The organism is Rubrivivax soli, from assembly GCF_049810355.1.
Taxonomy (GTDB): Bacteria; Pseudomonadota; Gammaproteobacteria; order Burkholderiales; family Burkholderiaceae_C; genus Rubrivivax.
The window spans coordinates 434,851-453,576 of sequence record NZ_CP187368.1; the positions used below are offsets into that span (position 1 = coordinate 434,851).

At 70.1% G+C, this 18,726-nt stretch carries 12 protein-coding genes; 5 read left to right on the forward strand and 7 right to left on the reverse strand.

Annotation, left to right across the window (positions count from 1 at the left end):
• The 4 genes from ACPOLB_RS01935 to cysQ all read right to left on the reverse strand — a co-directional run bounded on the left by ACPOLB_RS01935 (nt 1) and on the right by cysQ (nt 4,493).
• Nucleotides 1-906: a sulfotransferase family protein gene (locus ACPOLB_RS01935; RefSeq protein WP_425259611.1), complete on the reverse strand. Its 906-nt coding sequence runs from the start codon at nt 904-906 to the stop codon at nt 1-3.
• A gap of 11 nt (nt 907-917) precedes the next feature.
• Nucleotides 918-1,745, reverse strand: coding sequence for a sulfatase-like hydrolase/transferase (locus ACPOLB_RS01940; protein ID WP_425259612.1), 828 nt, complete (start codon nt 1,743-1,745; stop codon nt 918-920).
• Between the two features lie 50 nt (nt 1,746-1,795).
• Nucleotides 1,796-3,577, reverse strand: a complete 1,782-nt coding sequence (locus ACPOLB_RS01945) for a hypothetical protein (RefSeq protein WP_425259613.1) — start codon at nt 3,575-3,577, stop codon at nt 1,796-1,798.
• 142 nt (nt 3,578-3,719) lie between these two features.
• Nucleotides 3,720-4,493 (reverse strand): 3'(2'),5'-bisphosphate nucleotidase CysQ, encoded by a 774-nt coding sequence (cysQ, locus tag ACPOLB_RS01950; RefSeq protein WP_425259614.1) that lies wholly within the window; start codon nt 4,491-4,493, stop codon nt 3,720-3,722.
• Between the two features lie 202 nt (nt 4,494-4,695).
• On the opposite strand from cysQ, the gene cysD reads away from it, so the two are divergent.
• Nucleotides 4,696-5,613 (forward strand): sulfate adenylyltransferase subunit CysD, encoded by a 918-nt coding sequence (cysD, locus tag ACPOLB_RS01955; RefSeq protein ID WP_425259615.1) that lies wholly within the window; start codon nt 4,696-4,698, stop codon nt 5,611-5,613.
• A 1-nt stretch (nt 5,614) separates the two neighbouring features.
• Complete coding sequence (gene cysN / locus ACPOLB_RS01960) at nt 5,615-7,519, forward strand: sulfate adenylyltransferase subunit CysN (protein ID WP_425259616.1); 1,905 nt, start codon at nt 5,615-5,617, stop codon at nt 7,517-7,519.
• A gap of 54 nt (nt 7,520-7,573) precedes the next feature.
• Here the strand turns inward: cysN and ACPOLB_RS01965 are convergent, their stop codons facing one another.
• From ACPOLB_RS01965 to glgC, 3 genes are all read right to left on the reverse strand, one after another.
• A complete protein-coding gene (locus ACPOLB_RS01965; RefSeq protein ID WP_425259617.1) occupies nt 7,574-8,863 on the reverse strand; it encodes an amidohydrolase/deacetylase family metallohydrolase in 1,290 nt (429 codons plus the stop codon).
• 97 nt (nt 8,864-8,960) lie between these two features.
• Complete coding sequence (gene glgA / locus ACPOLB_RS01970; protein WP_425259618.1) at nt 8,961-10,415, reverse strand: glycogen synthase GlgA; 1,455 nt, start codon at nt 10,413-10,415, stop codon at nt 8,961-8,963.
• The gene (gene glgC / locus ACPOLB_RS01975) at nt 10,412-11,677 is read right to left on the reverse strand and encodes a glucose-1-phosphate adenylyltransferase (protein WP_425259619.1); all 1,266 of its coding nucleotides are present in this window, start codon (nt 11,675-11,677) and stop codon (nt 10,412-10,414) included. The genes glgA and glgC overlap by 4 nt, the downstream gene beginning before the upstream one ends.
• Nucleotides 11,678-12,002: 325 nt before the next feature.
• Between glgC and ACPOLB_RS01980 the strand changes: the two genes are divergently transcribed.
• From ACPOLB_RS01980 to glgX, 3 genes are read left to right on the forward strand one after another with little or no spacing between them, the layout of a single operon-like run.
• On the forward strand, nt 12,003-14,441 hold the full coding sequence (locus ACPOLB_RS01980; protein ID WP_425259620.1) for a glycogen/starch/alpha-glucan phosphorylase: 2,439 nt from the start codon (nt 12,003-12,005) through the stop codon (nt 14,439-14,441).
• The gene (glgB, locus tag ACPOLB_RS01985) at nt 14,441-16,639 is read left to right on the forward strand and encodes a 1,4-alpha-glucan branching protein GlgB (RefSeq protein WP_425259621.1); all 2,199 of its coding nucleotides are present in this window, start codon (nt 14,441-14,443) and stop codon (nt 16,637-16,639) included. The genes ACPOLB_RS01980 and glgB overlap by 1 nt, the downstream gene beginning before the upstream one ends.
• Nucleotides 16,627-18,708: a glycogen debranching protein GlgX gene (glgX, locus tag ACPOLB_RS01990; RefSeq protein ID WP_425259622.1), complete on the forward strand. Its 2,082-nt coding sequence runs from the start codon at nt 16,627-16,629 to the stop codon at nt 18,706-18,708. The genes glgB and glgX overlap by 13 nt, the downstream gene beginning before the upstream one ends.
• Nucleotides 18,709-18,726: the final 18 nt, after the last annotated feature.

An 18,726-nucleotide genomic window follows, 5' to 3' on the forward strand; every position in this document is an offset into this window, starting at 1 on the left:
TCAGTAGCCGAGTTCCCGGGCCAGTTCCACCACCTGCGGGTACAGCCCGCGGCCGTCCTCGCGCCAGGGCACGGGCCGGTCCAGCGGCGGCACCTTCACCTTGTGCGGGCGGAAGGTGGGGCCGGAGAGGAAATTGGGGTCGTTGCCGAACATCGCGTCCAGCGGGCCGAAGCAGGCGAAGGGCGAGCGCTCGGGGTGCATCATCGCGTCGATGGCGTCGGCGTCGTCGCGCAGCCCCATCCAGCGGCACACGGCACCCAGGTACTTGGGCGGGTCGCTCATCACGTCCTCGCCGCGGATGCGCATCTGCCGCTCGGGGGGGATGGTGTCCAGGAAGTTCAGGATGTTGATGTTGAGGTCGTGCCAGGCGAACTGCGGCTCGACGATGGCGCGGTCGTCGAGGAAGTCGATGCTGTTGACGAACAGCGCGAAGGTGCCTTCGTACAGGCTCATCACCGACTTGCACTGCCCCACCGGGTGGCGCGTCAGGTGCAGGTAGCGCGCGTTCGGGAATGCCTGCTCGATGCGGAACAGGCGCCGGATGTCCACGGTGTAGGCCGGGCTCTTCTCGACCGCCACCAGCGGGTCGATCTTCTCGACCAGCTCCTGGTAGATCTCGCGCGTGCTGTGGTTCTGGCGTGCGGCGCACCAGTGCGTGGCCATGCGCACGCTGTCCATGGTCTGCTCGCCGGCATAGATCTCGGCCACGGCGCGCAGCAGGCCGTGGCGGGTCTTGGCCTCGCTGCCCATCTCGTCGCTGGTGCGCACCCACAGCTCGAACAGGCGTTCGACGTTGAACAGGCACAGCTCGGGCAGGCCGAAGCACTGCGGATGCTGGCCCAGCATCGCGTTCATCAGCGAGGTGTACGACCTCGGGGGCGCCAGCAGGAAGAGCGGTGCGGCCATGGGGCGTGCGTTCAGCCGACGCGGCCCTCGACGAAGGGCACCTCGAAGCACTTCTCATGCATGATGGGACCGTGGCCGAAGTAGCCGTCTTCGCCGAACAGTTCGCCGTGGTCGGCGGTGACGATGAAGTGGGTGTTCGACGGCGCCATCGCCATCAGGCGGCCGATCTGGCCGTCGATGTACTCGACGCACTTCACCTGCTGCTGGCGCAGCATCTCCATCTGGCCCGGCTCGAAGCTCTGCTTGGCCGGCATGCCGGCGGTGGCCACCGCGGCGGCGTCCATGCCTTTCAGGGCACCGTGCAGCCCCGAGATGTGCGGCAGGTCGGCGCCCGACAGCATGTACGGGTAGTGCGTCTCGCCCAGGTTCAGGAAGTAGTAGTGGGGCTCGCCGTCGGGGAACTCCATCTCGTCGATCATGCCCTTGAAGTTGTTGTGATTGGCCATGAGCTTGTAGTCGTCGAAGTCGCGGCTGATCAGCGTGTTCTTGTTCAGCACCGGCATCGAGACCTTGGCCACCGTGCGGTAGCCCAGCTTGCGCAGCACCTTGGGCAGCGACAGGTCGGGCAGGAACTCCTTGAACGCGATCTCGGTGTGGCCGGTGCGGTCCTTCCACTGCGCGAACTCGTCCTTGTAGACCTCGCTGGCGAACACCTCCTTCGGGCTCGTGTGCGGCAGCATGCCCATCGCGAAGGTGTGGTGCGAGGGCGCCGTCCACGACGCGTACGAATAGCGCTTGCTGGCTTCGCCCAGCCGGTCGATGTTGGGCGTGGCCGCGGCCATGAAGCTGTCGTAGCGACAGCTGTCCATGACGATGAAGACGATGTGGTTGAGTTCCATGCCTTGTGTTCTCCCTCGGATTCCTCGCTGCCCGCGCGCTTGCCGCCGCGTCAGGGCACGCCGATCTGCAGCAGCCCGCTGACGTTGGGCTGGTCGACGTCGCTCTTGGTCGCACCCACCACCACCACCAGCGGGTACGACTGCATTACCCACACCGGCGCGCCGTCCAGCGTCGGCAGCGGCGCACCCTGCAGCATGGCCACCGGCGATGTGTTGTCCAGCCGGAACAGGCCGCTGAGGTCGGCGATGACGTCGCCCTCGGCGAGGTAGGTGGTGCGCGTGAGCTCGGTGCGCAGCCATTCGCTGCGGCCGTCGGCATAGATGCCCGGCCCCCAGACCACGCTGTCGGTCAGGCCCACGCTCTCGTTCAGGCCGATCAGGAACTGCAGCGTCGCGTCGCCCGTGGTGCCTGCGCCCACCGCCAGCAGCACGTCGGCGGCGCCCGAGCGCGCGAGGCGGAAGCTGAAGCTCTTGCCGCTGGCGGTGTCGACGCCGGTGTAGGTGTCGCCGCTGATGCTGAGCACGAAGCTGCGCAGCGCGCCGACGCCGCAGCTCTGGGCCTGCACCACCTCGAAGTCGTCCTGGCAGACCTGCAGCACGTTGCCGCTGACCCGCGCCGTGGCCGCCCGCGTGACGGCGCCGCTGCCGTCGGCGTTGACGTTGCGCAGCATCAGGTTCAGCGTGGCCGGCAGCCCGCCCAGGGCCGTGGCGAAGCGCCGTGCCGCGACATACGGCACCTTGCTGCCGCCCACCGCGTGCGCGCCCACCACCAGGTCTTCGGCCGAACGCAGGTGCTCGCCCAGCGTGGTCGCGAAGCCGCCGTCGTCGGCCGGGGCGAAGGTGCGGGTGTCGGCGAAGCCGCTGCCGCTGAAGGTGTACTGGCGGGCGTCGAAGTCGATGTTCAACGCGTACAGCCGGCCATTGGCGGCATAGACCTCGTAGGCGCCGTTGCGGCCGTCGGAAGCCAGCGTGGTGGCCACCGAGGTGTTGTTGGCCGCGTCCAGGTCGCCTTCGGCACTGACGGTCGCGGTGCTCGTGATGGTGCCGCGCGCACTGGTGGCGGTGGGCACGGTGAAGCTGAACACCAGCGAGCGGCCCACGCCCAGCGTGGGCATGGTGAAGCTCATGCTGGCGGATGGCGGCTGGTCGGCCGGACAGGTGGCGCCGCCTGTGGCCGTGCAGGTGACGGTGATGCCTTCCAGCGCGAAGGGCGCCGTGGCGTTCCACTGCAGCGCCAGGTTGTTCACGACCGTCGCGCCCGTGGGGTTGGCCACGACGACCTGGAAGGTGGTGGCCGCACCCGCCGCGACGCCGGGCTCGGCGTTCTGCGTCACGCCCAGGCTGGTGGCGGTGACCACCACGTTCGCCGTCGCCGTGGCGGCGTTGTTGACGCGGCCGATGTCGTCGGCAGCCGTGGCCGTCATCGTGCTGCTGATGGTGCCGCTGGTGATGACGTTGACCGTGGCGCTGATGTTGAAGGTGAGGATGCCGCCGACGCCCAGCGTGGGCACCGACATCACCGGGCCCAGCACGGCCGGGCACACGGCATCGCCGCCGGCGGCGCAGGTGAAGCCGGTCTGCACCAGGAAGCTGCCCAACTGCTGGGTGAGCCGGACGTCGCGCGCAGCTTCGTTGCCGACGTTCTGCACCACCATCGTGAAGACCACCGTGGCACCGGGCACGAAGGTCTCGGCCGAGGCGCTGCCACTGACCACCACGTCGTTGCCCGAGGCGCTGCGCGAGCCGCCGCAAGCCGCCACGGCCACCACCAGCGCCAACGCGAGCACGGCGCGCAGCGGCGCAGCGATCCAGTTCCCAACCCGAGCTCTCATGGTGCGGTGTGTCGTTCGAATGCAGACAGGCGATGTTATCGGCCGGGGTTGGACCACACCCCCCCAATTCGCCACGGAATGCACGAGCAAGAGCCAGACCAGCCCCCTCGTTTCGGGGCCGACCCGCCCGCGGCGGACCCGTTCAGGCGGCGCTGGCGGCGAAATGCGGGTTGTCGAAGCCGGCCTTGCCGTAACGCAGGGGCTCGCCTTGCAGGGTCTGCACCCGGCCGCCGGCAGCGGCCAGGACGGCGTGCCCCGCGGCGATGTCCCATTCCATCGTGCGGCCCAGCCGCGGGTACAGGTCGGCCTCGCCCGCCGCCACCAGGCACAGCTTGAGGGACGAGCCGGCATTCACCAGCGACGCCACCGTGCGCCCGGCGAGGTAGGCGTCCAGCGCGGCGGCATCGCCGTGCGAGCGGCTGGCCACCACCGTCAGCCCCGCGGCCGGCACGGCACGGCAGCGGATGGGGCGCCGGCCCGCAACGTCTTCCACGAACGCGCCCTGCCCTGCCACACCGGCGAACAGCCGGCCCAGCGCCGGCGCCAGCACCACGCCCAGCACGGGCACGCCTTGGTGCACCAGCGCGATGTTGACGGTGAACTCGCCATTGCGGCTGATGAACTCCTTCGTGCCGTCGAGCGGATCGACGAGCCAGAACCAGTCGCCGATCTCGGGGGCGGCGCCGCCGGCCACCGCCTCCTCGGCGACGATGGGCACCTCGGGCGCCAGCATCTGCAGGGCCGGCACGATCAGGGCCTCTGCGCGTTCGTCGGCTTCGGTCACCGGCGACGCGTCGGTCTTGCCGCGCACCGCGAAGTCGGTCGCGTAGACCTGCAGGATCAGTTCGCCGGCGCGGCGCGTGATATCGATCACGGCCTGCAGCAGTTGCGGGTCGTGCAGTCGTTCCAGGTGCATCGGGGTTCTCCTCGTCGAGACTGTAGCCGCGTGCAAGAGCCGTTCCGGCGGGGGCCCTCGGCGGATCCCACGAATGCACGGGCACAGTGCCTGCAGGCCTTTGCATCGGCGATACTCGCGCCCCGGCGGCACGCGAATTGCTGCAATGCAGCACCTGCTGTCCGTCCCCTGTCAGCCCACCGCGCTCCTTCGCATCGACGCCATGGCCACACCTGTCCAACTCACCCATCTGCAACGTCTGGAGGCCGAGAGCATCCACATCCTGCGCGAGGTGGTCGCCGAAGCCGAACGGCCGGTGATGCTGTACTCGATCGGCAAGGACAGCGCAGTGATGCTGCACTTGGCACGCAAGGCCTTCTACCCGGCACCGCCGCCCTTCCCGCTGCTGCACGTGGACACCACGTGGAAGTTCCGCGACATGTACGCGATGCGCGAGCGCATGGCCACCGAGATGGGCATGCAGCTCATCGTGCACCACAACCCCGAGGCCCAGGCCCGCGGCATCAACCCGTTCGACCACGGCAGCGCGGTGCACACCGACATGTGGAAGACCGAAGGCCTGAAGCAGGCGCTGGACAAGCACGGCTTCGATGCCGCCTTCGGCGGCGCCCGCCGCGACGAGGAAAAGAGCCGCGCCAAGGAGCGCATCTTCAGCTTCCGCACCGCGCAGCACCGCTGGGACCCGAAGAACCAGCGGCCCGAGCTCTGGCATCTGTACAACAGCCGCAAGCACAAGGGCGAATCGATCCGCGTCTTCCCCATCAGCAACTGGACCGAGCTCGACATCTGGCAGTACATCCACCTGGAGAACATCCCGATCGTGCCGCTGTACTTCGCGGCCGAGCGCCCGGTGGTCGACCGCGACGGCACGCTGATCATGGTGGACGACGACCGCATGGCGCAGCGCCTGAAGCCCGGCGAGGTGCCGATGCTCAAGAAGGTGCGCTTCCGCACGCTGGGCTGCTATCCGCTGAGCGGCGCGGTCGAGAGCGAAGCCGCCACGCTGGTGGACATCATCCAGGAGATGCTGCTCACGCGCACCAGCGAACGCCAGGGCCGCATGATCGACCACGACTCGGCCGCATCGATGGAAAAGAAGAAGCAAGAGGGGTACTTCTGACATGGCCCACGTCTCCGACCTGATCGCCAGCGACATCGGCGCCTACCTCGCGCAGCACGAGAAGAAGAGCCTGCTGCGCTTCATCACCTGCGGCTCGGTCGACGACGGCAAGAGCACCGTCATCGGCCGCCTGCTCTACGAGTCGAAGATGCTGTTCGAGGACCAGCTGGCCGCGATCGAGGCCGACTCGAAGAAGTGGGGCACGCAGGGCGGAGACATCGACTTCGCGCTGCTCGTCGACGGCCTCAGCGCCGAGCGCGAGCAGGGCATCACGATCGACGTCGCCTACCGCTTCTTCAGCACCGACCTGCGCAAGTTCATCGTCGCCGACACGCCCGGCCACGAGCAGTACACGCGCAACATGATCACCGGCGCCTCCACCGCCGACGTCGCCGTGATCCTGATCGACGCGCGCAAGGGCGTGCTGACGCAGACGCGCCGGCACAGCTTCCTGGTCAGCCTGATCGGCATCCGCAAGGTGGTGCTGGCGATCAACAAGATGGACCTGGTGGAGTACTCGCAGCAGGTCTACAACCGCATCGACGAGGAGTACCGCGCCTTCGCGCAGCAGATCGGGCTGAAGGACATCACGACGATCCCGCTGTCGGCCCTGAAGGGCGACAACATGACCACGGCCAGCGAGAACATGGCCTGGTACCACGGGCCCACGCTGATGGGCTTCCTGGAGACCACCGAGATCGACGAGACCCGGCTGCAGTCCGACGCCTTCCGCCTGCCGGTGCAGTGGGTGAACCGCCCCAACCTCGACTTCCGCGGCTTCTGCGGACTCATCGCCAGCGGCAGCATCGCGCCCGGTGACCGCATCCGCGTGCAACCCTCGGGGCGCGAGAGCACCGTGGCACGCATCGTCGCGCACGGCGGCGACCTGCAGCGCGCGGTGGCCGGCCAGTCGGTGACGCTGACGCTGCATGACGAGATCGACATCTCGCGCGGCGACGTCATCTCGCGCGCCGAGACGCCGGCCGAGGTGGCCGACCAGTTCGAGTGCAGCATCGTCTGGATGGCCGACGAACCGCTGCTGCCGGGCCGGCCCTACCTGCTGAAGATCGGCACGCGCACGGTCAGCGCCACCATCACCGAACCCAAGCACAAGGTCAACGTCAACACGCTGGAGAAGCTGGCCGCCAAGCAGCTGGAGCTCAACGAGATCGGTGTGTGCAACATCGCGCTCGACCGACCGGTGGCGTTCGACCCCTACGGCACCAACCGCGACACCGGCGGCTTCATCCTGATCGACCGGCTCAGCAACAACACGGTCGGCGCCGGCATGCTGCACTTCGCACTGCGCCGCGCCCACAACATCCACCTGCAGCACGTCGACATCGACAAGGCCGCGCGTGGCACGCTGATGGGGCAGAAGCCCGTGGTGCTGTGGTTCACGGGGCTGTCGGGCGCGGGCAAGTCGACGATCGCCAACCTGGTGGAGAAGCGCCTGTACGCGCTGGGCCGCCACAGCTACCTGCTCGACGGCGACAACATCCGCCACGGCCTGAACAAGGACCTGGGCTTCACCGAGGCCGACCGCGTGGAGAACGTGCGCCGCGTCGGCGAGGTCGCGCGCCTGATGGTGGATGCCGGCCTCATCGTGCTGACGGCCTTCATCTCGCCGTTCCGCGCCGAGCGCCGGCTGGCGCGCAGCCTGGTGGCCGAAGGCGAGTTCATCGAGGTGCACGTGGACACGCCGCTCGACGTGGCCGAGAGCCGCGACGTGAAGGGCCTGTACAAGAAGGCGCGCCGCGGCGAGCTGCGCAACTTCACCGGCATCGATTCGCCCTACGAGGCGCCCGAAGCGCCCGAACTGCGCATCGACACCACCGAGCTGACGGCCGAGCGGGCCGCCGACCGCGTCATCGAGCTGCTGCGCCAGCGCGGCCTGATCGGCTGAGCGACCGCGCGGCTGGCGGCGCGGCCCGGCGCAGAGCCGGGCCGCCGCGGGCCTTCACGCCGCCTCTGCCGCCGGCAGGATGCCGGCGTCGGCCTCGAAACGCACGCCGTCGCGCAGGCAGAAGGCGGGCCGCAGCAGGCGGCTGCCGACGAGCTGCGTGCCTTCGTTGTCGCGCAGCAGCCAGCGGCCGCTCTCGTCGTGCAGCACCGTCACGTCGGCCGGATGGCCCACGGCCAGCGTGCCCAGCTCGGACGGCAAGCCGAAGACATCGACCACGTTGCAGGTGACCATGCGCACCACCTGCTGCAGCGGCAGGCCCAGCGCCAGCATCGCCGTCATGGCCGAGGCCAGCGAGAAGCGCACCTGGCCGAAGAACATGTGCTCGGCGTCGCTGTGCACGGCCGGCGTGCCGGCAGGCGCGGGCACCGCGGTGTTGTAGCCGTGCATGTCGGCGCCCAGCGTGTGCGGCACGATGCCGGCGTCGAGCGCGATGCGGGCCTGCCGGTAGCTGAAGTGCGAGCCGTGGCCGACGTCGACCTTCAGCCCACGCGCCAGCGCCTCGCGCACGATGCCGTGCACCCGTCCCTGGCGGTCCACGAAGCCCCCGGGGTGGCGCGTGAACGGATGCGCCAGGATGTCTCCGGCCTTCAACAGCGGCACCACGTCGGCCAGGATGGTGTCGGCGTCGATGCCGTTCGCGCCCTCGGCCGGCAGCGGCCAGAGCTGTCCGAAGTGGATGTACAGCGGCAGGCCGGCCTGGCGTGCGATGTCGGCCGACAGCCGCACCACCTCGATGCCCCAGCGCGCGAAGCCGCCGAGCTCGGCGTGCGCCTTGAAGCCCTTGACGATGTCGGCGTTGGCCAGCGCCGCCCGCGTCGTGGCCTGCACGTCGACGCAGTCGGGGCGGTACAGCTGCGGGTAGTAGTGCCCCTCCAGTCCGCCCACGAGGTAGGTCGAGAGGTACGCGAACACCCGTGTGGCCTTGGGCTGGACGACGAACGCGCGGAAGGCCGGCAGCGTCATGCACGACGGGCCGCCCTGGTCGATGAGCGTGGTCACGCCCGAGCGCACGCCGCACAGGTCGGCCTCCAGCCCGAAGCGGCCGGTGACGTGCTGGAACACGTGGGCGTGCGTGTCGATCATGCCGGGGATCACGAGCCGGCCGCGCACGTCGATGCGGTGGCGCGACGGCAGGTCGCTGCCTGCCGGCAGCACCGCTGCGATGCGCCCGCCATGCACCGCCACGTCGAAGTGGCCGTCCAGGCCCTGTGCGGGGTCGACGAGGTGGCCACCGGCCAGCACGGTGTCGAAGACCTGGGACGGGCGGGAGGTGCTGTCGTGCATGGCGGCGGTGGCGGGTCGGCGGCCGGTCGCGACGGCGCCCGGCATCTCCGGCATCTGCCGCAAGCCGCGTGCCACCCAAGCACGCGGCTTGCAGCCGTCAGGCCCGCCGTGCGGCCAGGGCCCGGCCGTACAGCGCCTGGTAGGCGCGAGCCGGCTGCGCCCACGAGAGCGGCGCAGCCATCGCACGCACCATGGCCGCCCGCCAGGCCGGCTCGTCGGCGTGCCGGCGCACGGCGCGCTGGACGGCCTGGGCCAGCGCCAGCGGGGTGGCGGCGTCGAAGCAGAAGCCGGTGCCGTCGGGCTGCGCGTCGAGGTCGATCACGGTGTCGGCCAGCCCGCCGACGCGGCGCACCACCGGCAGCGTGCCGTAGCGCAGGCCGTACATCTGCGTCAGCCCGCAGGGCTCGAAGCGCGAGGGCACGGCGATGACGTCGGCCCCGGCCACCAGCCGGTGCGCGCGCGCCTCGTCGTAGCCGATGTGCACGTGCACACGCCCCGGGTGCGCCTGCTGCGCCATGCGGAAGGCCGCCTCCAGCGCCGGCTCGCCCGTGCCTTGCACCGCGAACTGCACCCCCTGGCGCACCAGTTCGGGCAAGGCGGCCAGCACCAGGTCCAGCCCCTTCTGCGCCGTGAGCCGGCTCACCACCGCGAGCACCAGCGCGCCTGCTTCGGTGTCCAGGCCCAGTTCGGCCTGCAGCGCGCGCTTGCACTGCGCCTTGCCGGCCAGGCGCTCGGCGTCGTAGCGCGCCGCGATGGCGGCATCGGTGGCCGGGTTCCAGATCTCGCAGTCGATACCGTTCAGGATGCCGCAGACGTCGGCGCCGCGGCCGCGGATCACGCCGTCGAGGCCGCAGCCGAACTCGTGCGTGGTGATCTCGCGGGCATAGGTCGGACTCACGGTCGTCACGCGGTCGGCGAACTTCAGCCCGGCCTTCATGAAGCTGAGCTGGCCGTGGAACTCCAGCCCGGCCGGCGACATCAGGCGCGACGCCAGTCCCAGCATGGCCCAGTCGTGCATCGCGAACAGGCCCTGGAATGCCAGGTTGTGCACCGTGAACACCGACGCCGCCGCCGTGGGCGTGTGCTCGGCCATGAAGGCGCACGCCATCGCGGCGTGCCAGTCGTGCGCGTGCACGATGTCGGGCACCCACTGCGGGTCGGCATCCTCGGCCGCCAGGTGGGCAGCCACCCAGCCCAGCAGCGCAAAGCGCTGGAGGTTGTCGGGCCACTCCTCGCCCTGGCTGTCCTGGTACGGACTGCCGCCACGGCGGTACAGGTAGGGCGCGTCGACCACGTACACCGGCAGCCCGGTGCCGGGCATGCGCGCCAGCAGCAGGCGCACGCGCAAGGCGCCGAAGCAGGCGCCGATGTCGATGATGGTGCGCGCGCCCTGCACCGCCTCCAGCACCGGCGGCAGGCCGGGCAGCAGCAGGCGCACGTCGGCGCCCTGCTCTGCCTGCGCCGCCGGCAGCGCCGCGACCACGTCGGCCAGGCCGCCGGTCTTCACCAGCGGGAAGACCTCGGCCGCCACATGCAGCACCCGCATCGTCATTGGAGCTTGCGCAGCATGTCGCGCGTGACCAGGGTGATGCCGGAATCGGTGCGGTAGAAGCGCTGCGCATCGGCGGCGGCGTCCTCGCCGATGACCATGCCGTCGGGGATGACGCAGTCGCGGTCGACGACGACCCGGTTCAGCCGCACGTGCCGCCCCACCTCCACGCCGGGCAGCAGCACCGCCCAGCTCACCGAGGCATACGAGTGCACGCGCACCATCGAGAACAGCACCGAGCGGAACACCGAGCCCGAGACGATGCAGCCGCCGGAGACCACCGACTCGATGGCCATGCCGCGGCGGTCGTCCTGGTTGTGCACGAACTTCGCCGGCGGCAGCTGCTGCTGGTAGGTCCAGATGGGCCAGTGCGTGTCGTACAGGTTGAGCAGCGGATCGGTCGCGGTGAGGTCGATGTTGGCGTCCCAGTAGGCGTCGATGGTGCCCACGTCGCGCCAGTAGGCGCCGGTGCCGGGTTTGGCACCGACGCAGCTGAGCTCGAACGGGTGCGCCGCCGCGGTACCGGCGCGCACCATCTTCGGAATGATGTCCTTGCCGAAGTCGTGGCTGGAGTTGGGGTCGGCCATGTCGCGCTCGAGCTCGCGGTACAGGTAGCGCGCATTGAAGATGTAGATGCCCATGCTGGCCAGCGCGCGGTCGGGCTTGCCCGGCATCGCCGGCGGCTCGGGCGGCTTCTCGACGAACTCGAGGATGTTGCGCTGCTCGTCGATGGCCATCACGCCGAAGGCGCGCGCCTCGTCGCGCGGCACCTCGATGCAGCCGACCGTGACCTCCTTGCCCAGCGCCACGTGGTCGGCCAGCATCAGCGCGTAGTTCTGCTTGTAGATGTGGTCGCCGGCCAGCACCACCACGTAGTCGGCGCGGTAGGCCGCCAGGATGTCCTGGTTCTGGTAGACGGCGTCGGCCGTGCCGCGGTACCAGCTTTCCTCGTCCACGCGCTGCTGCGCCGGCAGCAGGTCGACGAACTCGTTCATCTCGGTCTTCAGGAAGGCCCAGCCGCGCTGCAGGTGGCGCAGCAGGCTGTGGCTCTTGTACTGCGTGATGACGCCGATGCGGCGGATGCCGCTGTTCATGCAGTTGCTGAGCGCGAAGTCGACGATGCGGAACTTGCCGCCGAAGTACACGGCGGGCTTCGCGCGGTTGTCGGTCAGGTTCTTCAGGCGGCTGCCGCGGCCGCCGGCAAGCACCAGTGCCACGGCGCGGCGTGGCAGGTCGAAGGTCTGGGCGGCATCGGTCGTTTTCATCGTGTCTCCTCGTGGTGTTGTCGGATCGTGCGATGGCAGGAAAATTACATCAGATCATCAGGCATCGACGGTTCAGTTCTGCTCGGAAAGAACAATGCATTTCTCATACAAAACATCAGATGTCTGGTTTAAATCATTGTTCCAGTTCAATATTTTGATTCCAACGTATGCGTTGCCGTGACAAACGGCAGGCTGTCGATGTAGTGAAACTACGTCATGATGCGACGCCCACCATTGACGCCCGCAACGGCGATCGCGGACACTGCGCTGCCGCGGCACGCGTCGTGCATCCGCCGTGGGCCCTCCGCCTTCTGACACTTCCGCCATGACTGCCAAGCCTTCTTCCAGCCCCGCCACCGTCGGCTCCCTGGTCGACCACCATCTGCTGTCCACGGTGGGCGTGGCCCCGGCCGCAGCCTCGCACGCAGACGTCATGCACGCCGTGGCGCAGGTGGCCCGCGAGTCATTGTCACGCCGATGGGTCGAGGGCGATGCCCACGATCGCAAGCAGCGTGCCCGCCGGGTGTATTACCTGTCGATGGAGTTCCTGATCGGGCGCACGCTCGGCAATGCGCTGGCGGCGCTGGACCTGGAGGCCGGCGCGGCAGCCGCGGCGCAGCAGCACGCCACGCGGTTGGAAGACCTGGCCACCGAAGAGAAGGACGCGGCCCTGGGCAACGGCGGCCTGGGGCGTCTGGCGGCGTGTTTCCTCGACTCGATGGCCACCGTGGGCCTGCCGTCGATGGGCTACGGCATCCGCTACGAGTTCGGCATGTTCGCGCAGAGCATCCAGGGCGGACGGCAGATCGAGCATCCCGACCCCTGGGTGGAAGACGGCACGCCCTGGGAGTTCCCGCGCAGCGCCCTGTCCTACCCGGTGCGGTTCGGCGGTTGGGTCGAGCAGGCCGAAGGTCCCGACGCCCCGCCGGCGTGGCGCCACGCCGGCGAAGTGGCGGCCAAGGCCTACGACATGGTGGTGCCGGGCCACGGCACCGAGCGCGTGAGCACGCTGCGCCTGTGGAAGGCGATGGCGCCCTCGCAGATCGACCTGCACGCCTTCAACAGCGGCGACTACGCCCGGGCGGCCGAGTACAAGAACGAGTTCGAGAACATCTCGTGGGTGCTGTACCCCAACGACAGCACGCCGGCCGGACGCGAGCTGCGGCTGCGCCAGGAGTACTTCTTCACCAGCGCCTCCATCCAGGACATCCTGGCGCGCCACCTGGACGAGCACGGCACGCTGGCCAACCTGGCCGACCGCGTGGCCATCCACCTGAACGACACGCATCCGGCGATCGGCGTCGCCGAACTGATGCGGCTGCTGGTCGACGAGCACCGCATGGCGTGGGGCGCCGCCTGGGCGCTGACCGGTCGCGTGTTCAGCTACACCAACCACACGCTGATGCCGGAGGCGCTGGAGACCTGGCCGGTGGCGCTGATGCAGCAGGTGCTGCCGCGGCACCTGCAGATCATCTTCCGCATCAACCACGATTTCCTGGCCGACGCCGCCCGGCGCAAGCCCGGGGACGACGGCTTCCTGCGCCGGCTGTCGCTGATCGACGAGTCCGGCGAACGCCGCGTGCGCATGGCGCACCTGGCGGTGGTGGGCAGCCACAAGGTGAACGGCGTGTCGGCGCTGCACAGCGACCTGCTGGTGCAGACCATCTTCGCCGACTTCGCGCTGCTGTGGCCCGACCGCTTCACCAACATGACCAACGGCGTGACGCCGCGGCGCTGGCTGGCGCAGGCCAACCCGGGGCTCGCGGCGCTGCTGGACCAGCGCATTGGGCGCGGCTGGCGGCTGCGGCTCGACGAACTGGCCAGGCTGCGGCCGCTGGCCACCGATGCGGCGTTCCGCACCGAGTTCCTCGCCGTCAAGCGGGCCAACAAGGCACGGCTGGCGGCGCACATCCGCACCAGCACCGGCATCGAGGTCGACCCCGACAGCCTGTTCGACGTGCAGGTCAAGCGCATCCACGAATACAAGCGCCAGCTGCTGAACGTGCTGCACGTGATCAGCCGCTACCAGGCGATGCTGGCCGCGCCCGACGCCGACTGGGTGCCGCGCACCGTGGTCTTCGCCGGCAAGGCGGCGTCGAGCTACGCGATGGCCAAGAACATCATCCGGCTCATCCACGACGTCGGCAGCGTCGTCAACCACGACGCGCGGCTGCGCGGCCGCCTGAAGGTCGCGTTCATCCCGAACTACGGCGTCTCGGTGGCCGAGGTCATCATGCCCGGCGCCGACCTGTCCGAGCAGATCTCCACCGCCGGCACCGAAGCGTCGGGCACCGGCAACATGAAGCTCGCGATGAACGGCGCGCTGACGATCGGCACCGACGACGGCGCCAACATCGAGATCCGGCAGCAGGTGGGCGACGACAACATCTTCATCTTCGGCCTCAAGACCCCCGAGGTCGCGGCGCTGAAGAACGGCGGCTACCAGCCGCTGCGCGTGTGCGAGCAGAACCCGGTGCTGAAGGCGGTGCTCGACGCCATCGCCGGCGGCGTGTTCTCGGCCGAGGAGCCGGCGCGCTACCGCGGCCTGGTCGACTCGCTGCTCTGGGGCGGCGACCACTACCTGCTGCTGGCCGACTTCGACAGCTACGTGCAGGCGCAGGCGCGTGTCGACGCGCTGTACCGCGACCGCCATGCCTGGGCCGCCAAGGCCATCGCCAACGTGGCCGGCATGGGGCTGTTCTCGTCGGACCGCACGATCCTGGAATACGCTCGCGAGGTCTGGAACATCGACCCGCAGCGCTGATGCTCACCCTCCACGACGTCGATGCCTTGCGCCAGGGCCGCCACGGCGACCCCTTCGGCGTGCTCGGGCCGCACCGCGCGGCCGACGGCAGCCACTGGATCCGCGCCTTCGTGCCGGGCGCCACGAAGCTGCGGGCGCTGACACCGGGCGGGCGCTCGCTGGGCCAGTTCGACTGCCGACACGCCGACGGCGTGTTCGAGCGCCAGGTGGCCCGCAGCGGCGCCTACCGCCTGGAAGCCACCTGGGCCGACGGCAGCACGGCGCTGATCGACGACCCCTACCGCTTCGGCGCCGTGCTCGGCGAGATGGACGTGTGGCTGCTCGGAGAAGGCTCGCACCTGCGGCCCTACGAGGTGCTGGGCGCCACGCCGCGCACGATCGACGGCGTGGCGGGCACCGCGTTCGCCGTCTGGGCGCCCAACGCCACGCGCACCAGCGTCGTCGGCGACTTCAACCACTGGGACGGCCGCCGCCACCCGATGCGCCTGCGCCGCGAATGCGGCGTGTGGGAGATCTTCCTGCCCGGCGTGGGCCCGGGCGCGCGCTACAAGTTCGAGCTGCTGGGACCGCACGGCGAACTGCTGCCGCAGAAGGCCGACCCGTTCGCCCGCCAGGCCGAGCTGCGCCCGGCCACCGCCAGCATCGTGGCCACGATGCCGCCCGTGGCGCCGCCGTCGGCAGCCCGCCAGGCGGCCAATGCGCTTGACGCGCCGATGAGCATCTACGAGGTGCATCTGGGCTCGTGGCGGCGCAAGCCCGAAGAAGGCAACCGCTGGCTCGATTGGGACGAGCTTGCCGACACGCTGGTGCCCTACGCGCAGGACATGGGCTTCACGCACCTGGAGCTGATGCCGGTCAGCGAGCACCCCTTCGACGGCAGCTGGGGCTACCAGACCCTGGGCCAGTACGCGCCCACGGCCCGGTTCGCCAGCCCGCAGGACGCGGCGCACGGCAGCGCGGCTGCGGGTTTCCGCCGCTTCGTCGACCGCGCCCATGCGGCCGGCCTGGGCGTGCTGCTCGACTGGGTGCCGGCGCACTTTCCCACCGACACCTGGGGTCTGGCACGCTTCGACGGCACCCACCTGTACGAGTACGCCGATCCGCGCGAGGGCTTCCACAACGACTGGAACACGCTGATCTACAACGTGGGCCGGACCGAGGTGCGCAACTTCCTCGTGGGCAGCGCGCTGTACTGGCTGGAGCGCTTCGACATCGACGGCCTGCGCGTGGACGCGGTGGCCTCGATGCTCTACCGCGACTACAGCCGCAAGCCCGGCGAGTGGATCCCCAACGTGCACGGCGGGCGCGAGAACCTCGAGGCGATCGCGTTCCTGAAACGCACCAACGAAGTCATCGGCGGCGAACGGCCGCAGGCGGTGACGCTGGCCGAGGAGAGCACGGCCTTCCCCGCCGTCAGCCGCCCCACCTACGCCGGCGGCCTGGGCTTCCACTACAAGTGGAACATGGGCTGGATGCACGACACGCTGCAGTACATGGCACGCGACCCCATCCACCGCCGCCACCACCACGGCGAGATGAGCTTCGGCCTCGTCTACGCCTTCAACGAGAACTTCGTGCTGCCGCTCAGCCACGACGAGGTCGTGCACGGCAAGGGCAGCCTGCTGGGCAAGATGCCCGGCGACCGCTGGCAGCGCTTCGCCAACCTGCGGGCCTACTACGGCTTCATGTTCGGCCACCCGGGCAAGAAGCTGCTGTTCATGGGCTGCGAGTTCGGCCAGGAACGCGAGTGGAACCACGACATCAGCCTCGACTGGCACCTGCTGCAGCAACCCGAGCACGCCGGCCTGCAGCGCCTGGTGCGCGACCTCAACGGCCTCCTGCGCAGCACGCCCGCGCTGCACACGCAGGACTTCAGCAGCGCCGGGTTCGCGTGGATCGACCACGGCGACGCCGCGCGCAGCGTCTACAGCTTCGTGCGCCGGGGCAGCAACGGCGACATGCTGCTGGTGGTGAGCAACTTCGTGCCCGTGGTGCACCAGGGCGTGCGCCTGGGCGTGCCGGCCGCCGGCACCTGGCACGAGCGGTTGAACACCGACTCGGCCCATTACGGCGGCAGCAACGTCGGCACGCCGATGGCCGCCGCGCGCAGCGAGAACGTGCCGGCGCACGGCCATGCGCAATCCATCGTGCTGACCCTGCCGCCATTGGCCACGGTGTTCTTCACGTGGACCGTCTGACCCGGCAGGAGCCGCTGCTGCAGGCGGGTCGCGCCTGGCCGCTGGGCGCGCACTGCGACGACCGCGGCGTGAACTTCGCGATCGCCTCGTCGCACGCCAGCGCCGTCGAGCTGTGCCTGTACGACGACAGCGGCAGCACCGAGACGGCGCGGCTGGCCCTGCCGGCGCAGAGCGGCGACGTCTGGCACGGCCACCTGCCCGGCGCCGCCGCAGGCCTGGTCTACGGCCTGCGCGTGCACGGCCCCTGGCGCCCCGACCGCGGCCACCGCTGCAACCCGCACAAGCTGCTGCTCGACCCCTGGGCGCGCGAGATCGTGCTGCCGCCGGGCGGCTTCGACTGGTCCGACCCGCACTTCGGCGCCGACGCCGTGCATCCGCAGCACATGGACATGCGCGACAACGGTCCGCGTGCGCTGAAGGCGCGCGTGGTGCAGGACCGCGTCGACTGGCAGGGCGACCGCCGACTGCACACGCCGCTGGCCGACACCGTGCTGTACGAGCTGCACGTGCGCGGCTTCACGCGCTGCATGCCCGGCGTCCCCGCGCAAGAGCGTGGCACGTATGCCGGTCTCGCCAGCGACGCCGCCATCGCCCACCTGCAGCGGCTGGGCGTCACCGCGGTGAGCCTGCTGCCGGTGCACCAGCACCTGGACGAGCGGCGCCTGGCGCAGATGGGCCTGCGCAACTACTGGGGCTACAACACGATCGGCTTCTTCTGCCCCGAGCCACGCTACGCCGCCACGGCCGTACCGCGCGACGAGTTCCGGCGCATGGTGCAGCGCCTGCACGCCGCCGGCATCGAGGTGTTGCTGGACGTGGTCTACAACCACACCGCCGAGTCCGACGAACACGGCCCCACGCTGTCCTGGCGCGGCCTGGACAACTGTGCGTGGTACCGCCTGCAGGCGGACCGGCGGCTCTACGACAACATCACCGGCACCGGCAACGCGCTCGACCTGCGCCAGCCGCGCGTGCTGCAGTTCGTGCTGGACAGCCTGCGCTACTGGGTGCAGGAGATGCACGTCGACGGCTTCCGCTTCGACCTGGCGCCCGTGCTCGGCCGCAGCGGGCACGGCTTCGACCGCCAGGGCCCGTTCTTCCACGCGCTGGCGCAGGACCCGGTGCTGGCGGGCGCCAAGCTCATCGCCGAGCCCTGGGACCTCGGGCCCGGCGGCTACCAGCTGGGCGGCTTTCCGAACGGCTGGCTCGAGTGGAACGACAAGTTCCGCGACACCACGCGCGCCTTCTGGCTCGGCGGCGACGGCACGCGCGGCGAGTTCGCACTGCGCCTGGCCGGCTCGTCCGACCTGTACCAGCCGCGTCGGCGACCGCCTGCGGAGTCGGTGAACTACGTGGTCTCGCACGACGGCTTCACGTTGGCCGACCTGGTCAGCTACGACATGCGCCACAACGAGGCCAACGGCGAAGACAACCGCGACGGCCACGGCCACAACCTCAGCTGGAACTGCGGCTGGGAAGGCCCGACCGGCGACCCGGAGGTCCTGGCGCTGCGGGCGCGGCTGCAGCGCGCGCTGCTGGCCACCGTGCTGCTGTCGCAAGGCACGCCGATGCTGGCTGCCGGCGACGAGCTCGGCCACAGCCAGGGTGGCAACAACAACCCGTACTGCCAGGACAACGCGACCACCTGGATCGACTGGGCCGCGGCCGACACCGCGCTGATCGACTTCACCGCGCACGTGATCCACCTGCGCAAGACGCTGCTGCCGCTGGGCGAGCGCTGGTACACCGGCCTGCCCGACGCGCAAGGCCGCCACGACCTGACCTGGCTGCGCCGCAGCGGCGCCCCCCTGACGGCCGACGAGTGGAACAACCGCAGCTCGCGCATCCTGGGCGCGCTGATCGGCGCGCCCGGCCGCGGCGGCGCGCCGCTGCTGCTGCTGATCAACGGCCGCGACATGGACGCGGCCTTCGCGCTGCCGCCGGGCGACTGGCACGCCGAACTCGACAGCACCGCCGCCGATGGCCGCAGCCCCTGGCGCCGCGACGGCGCCGACAGCTTCTGGCTGCGCGCGCGCAGCGTCGTGCTGCTGCGCGACGCCGGCGGCTGACACCTGCCGTCCGTCAGC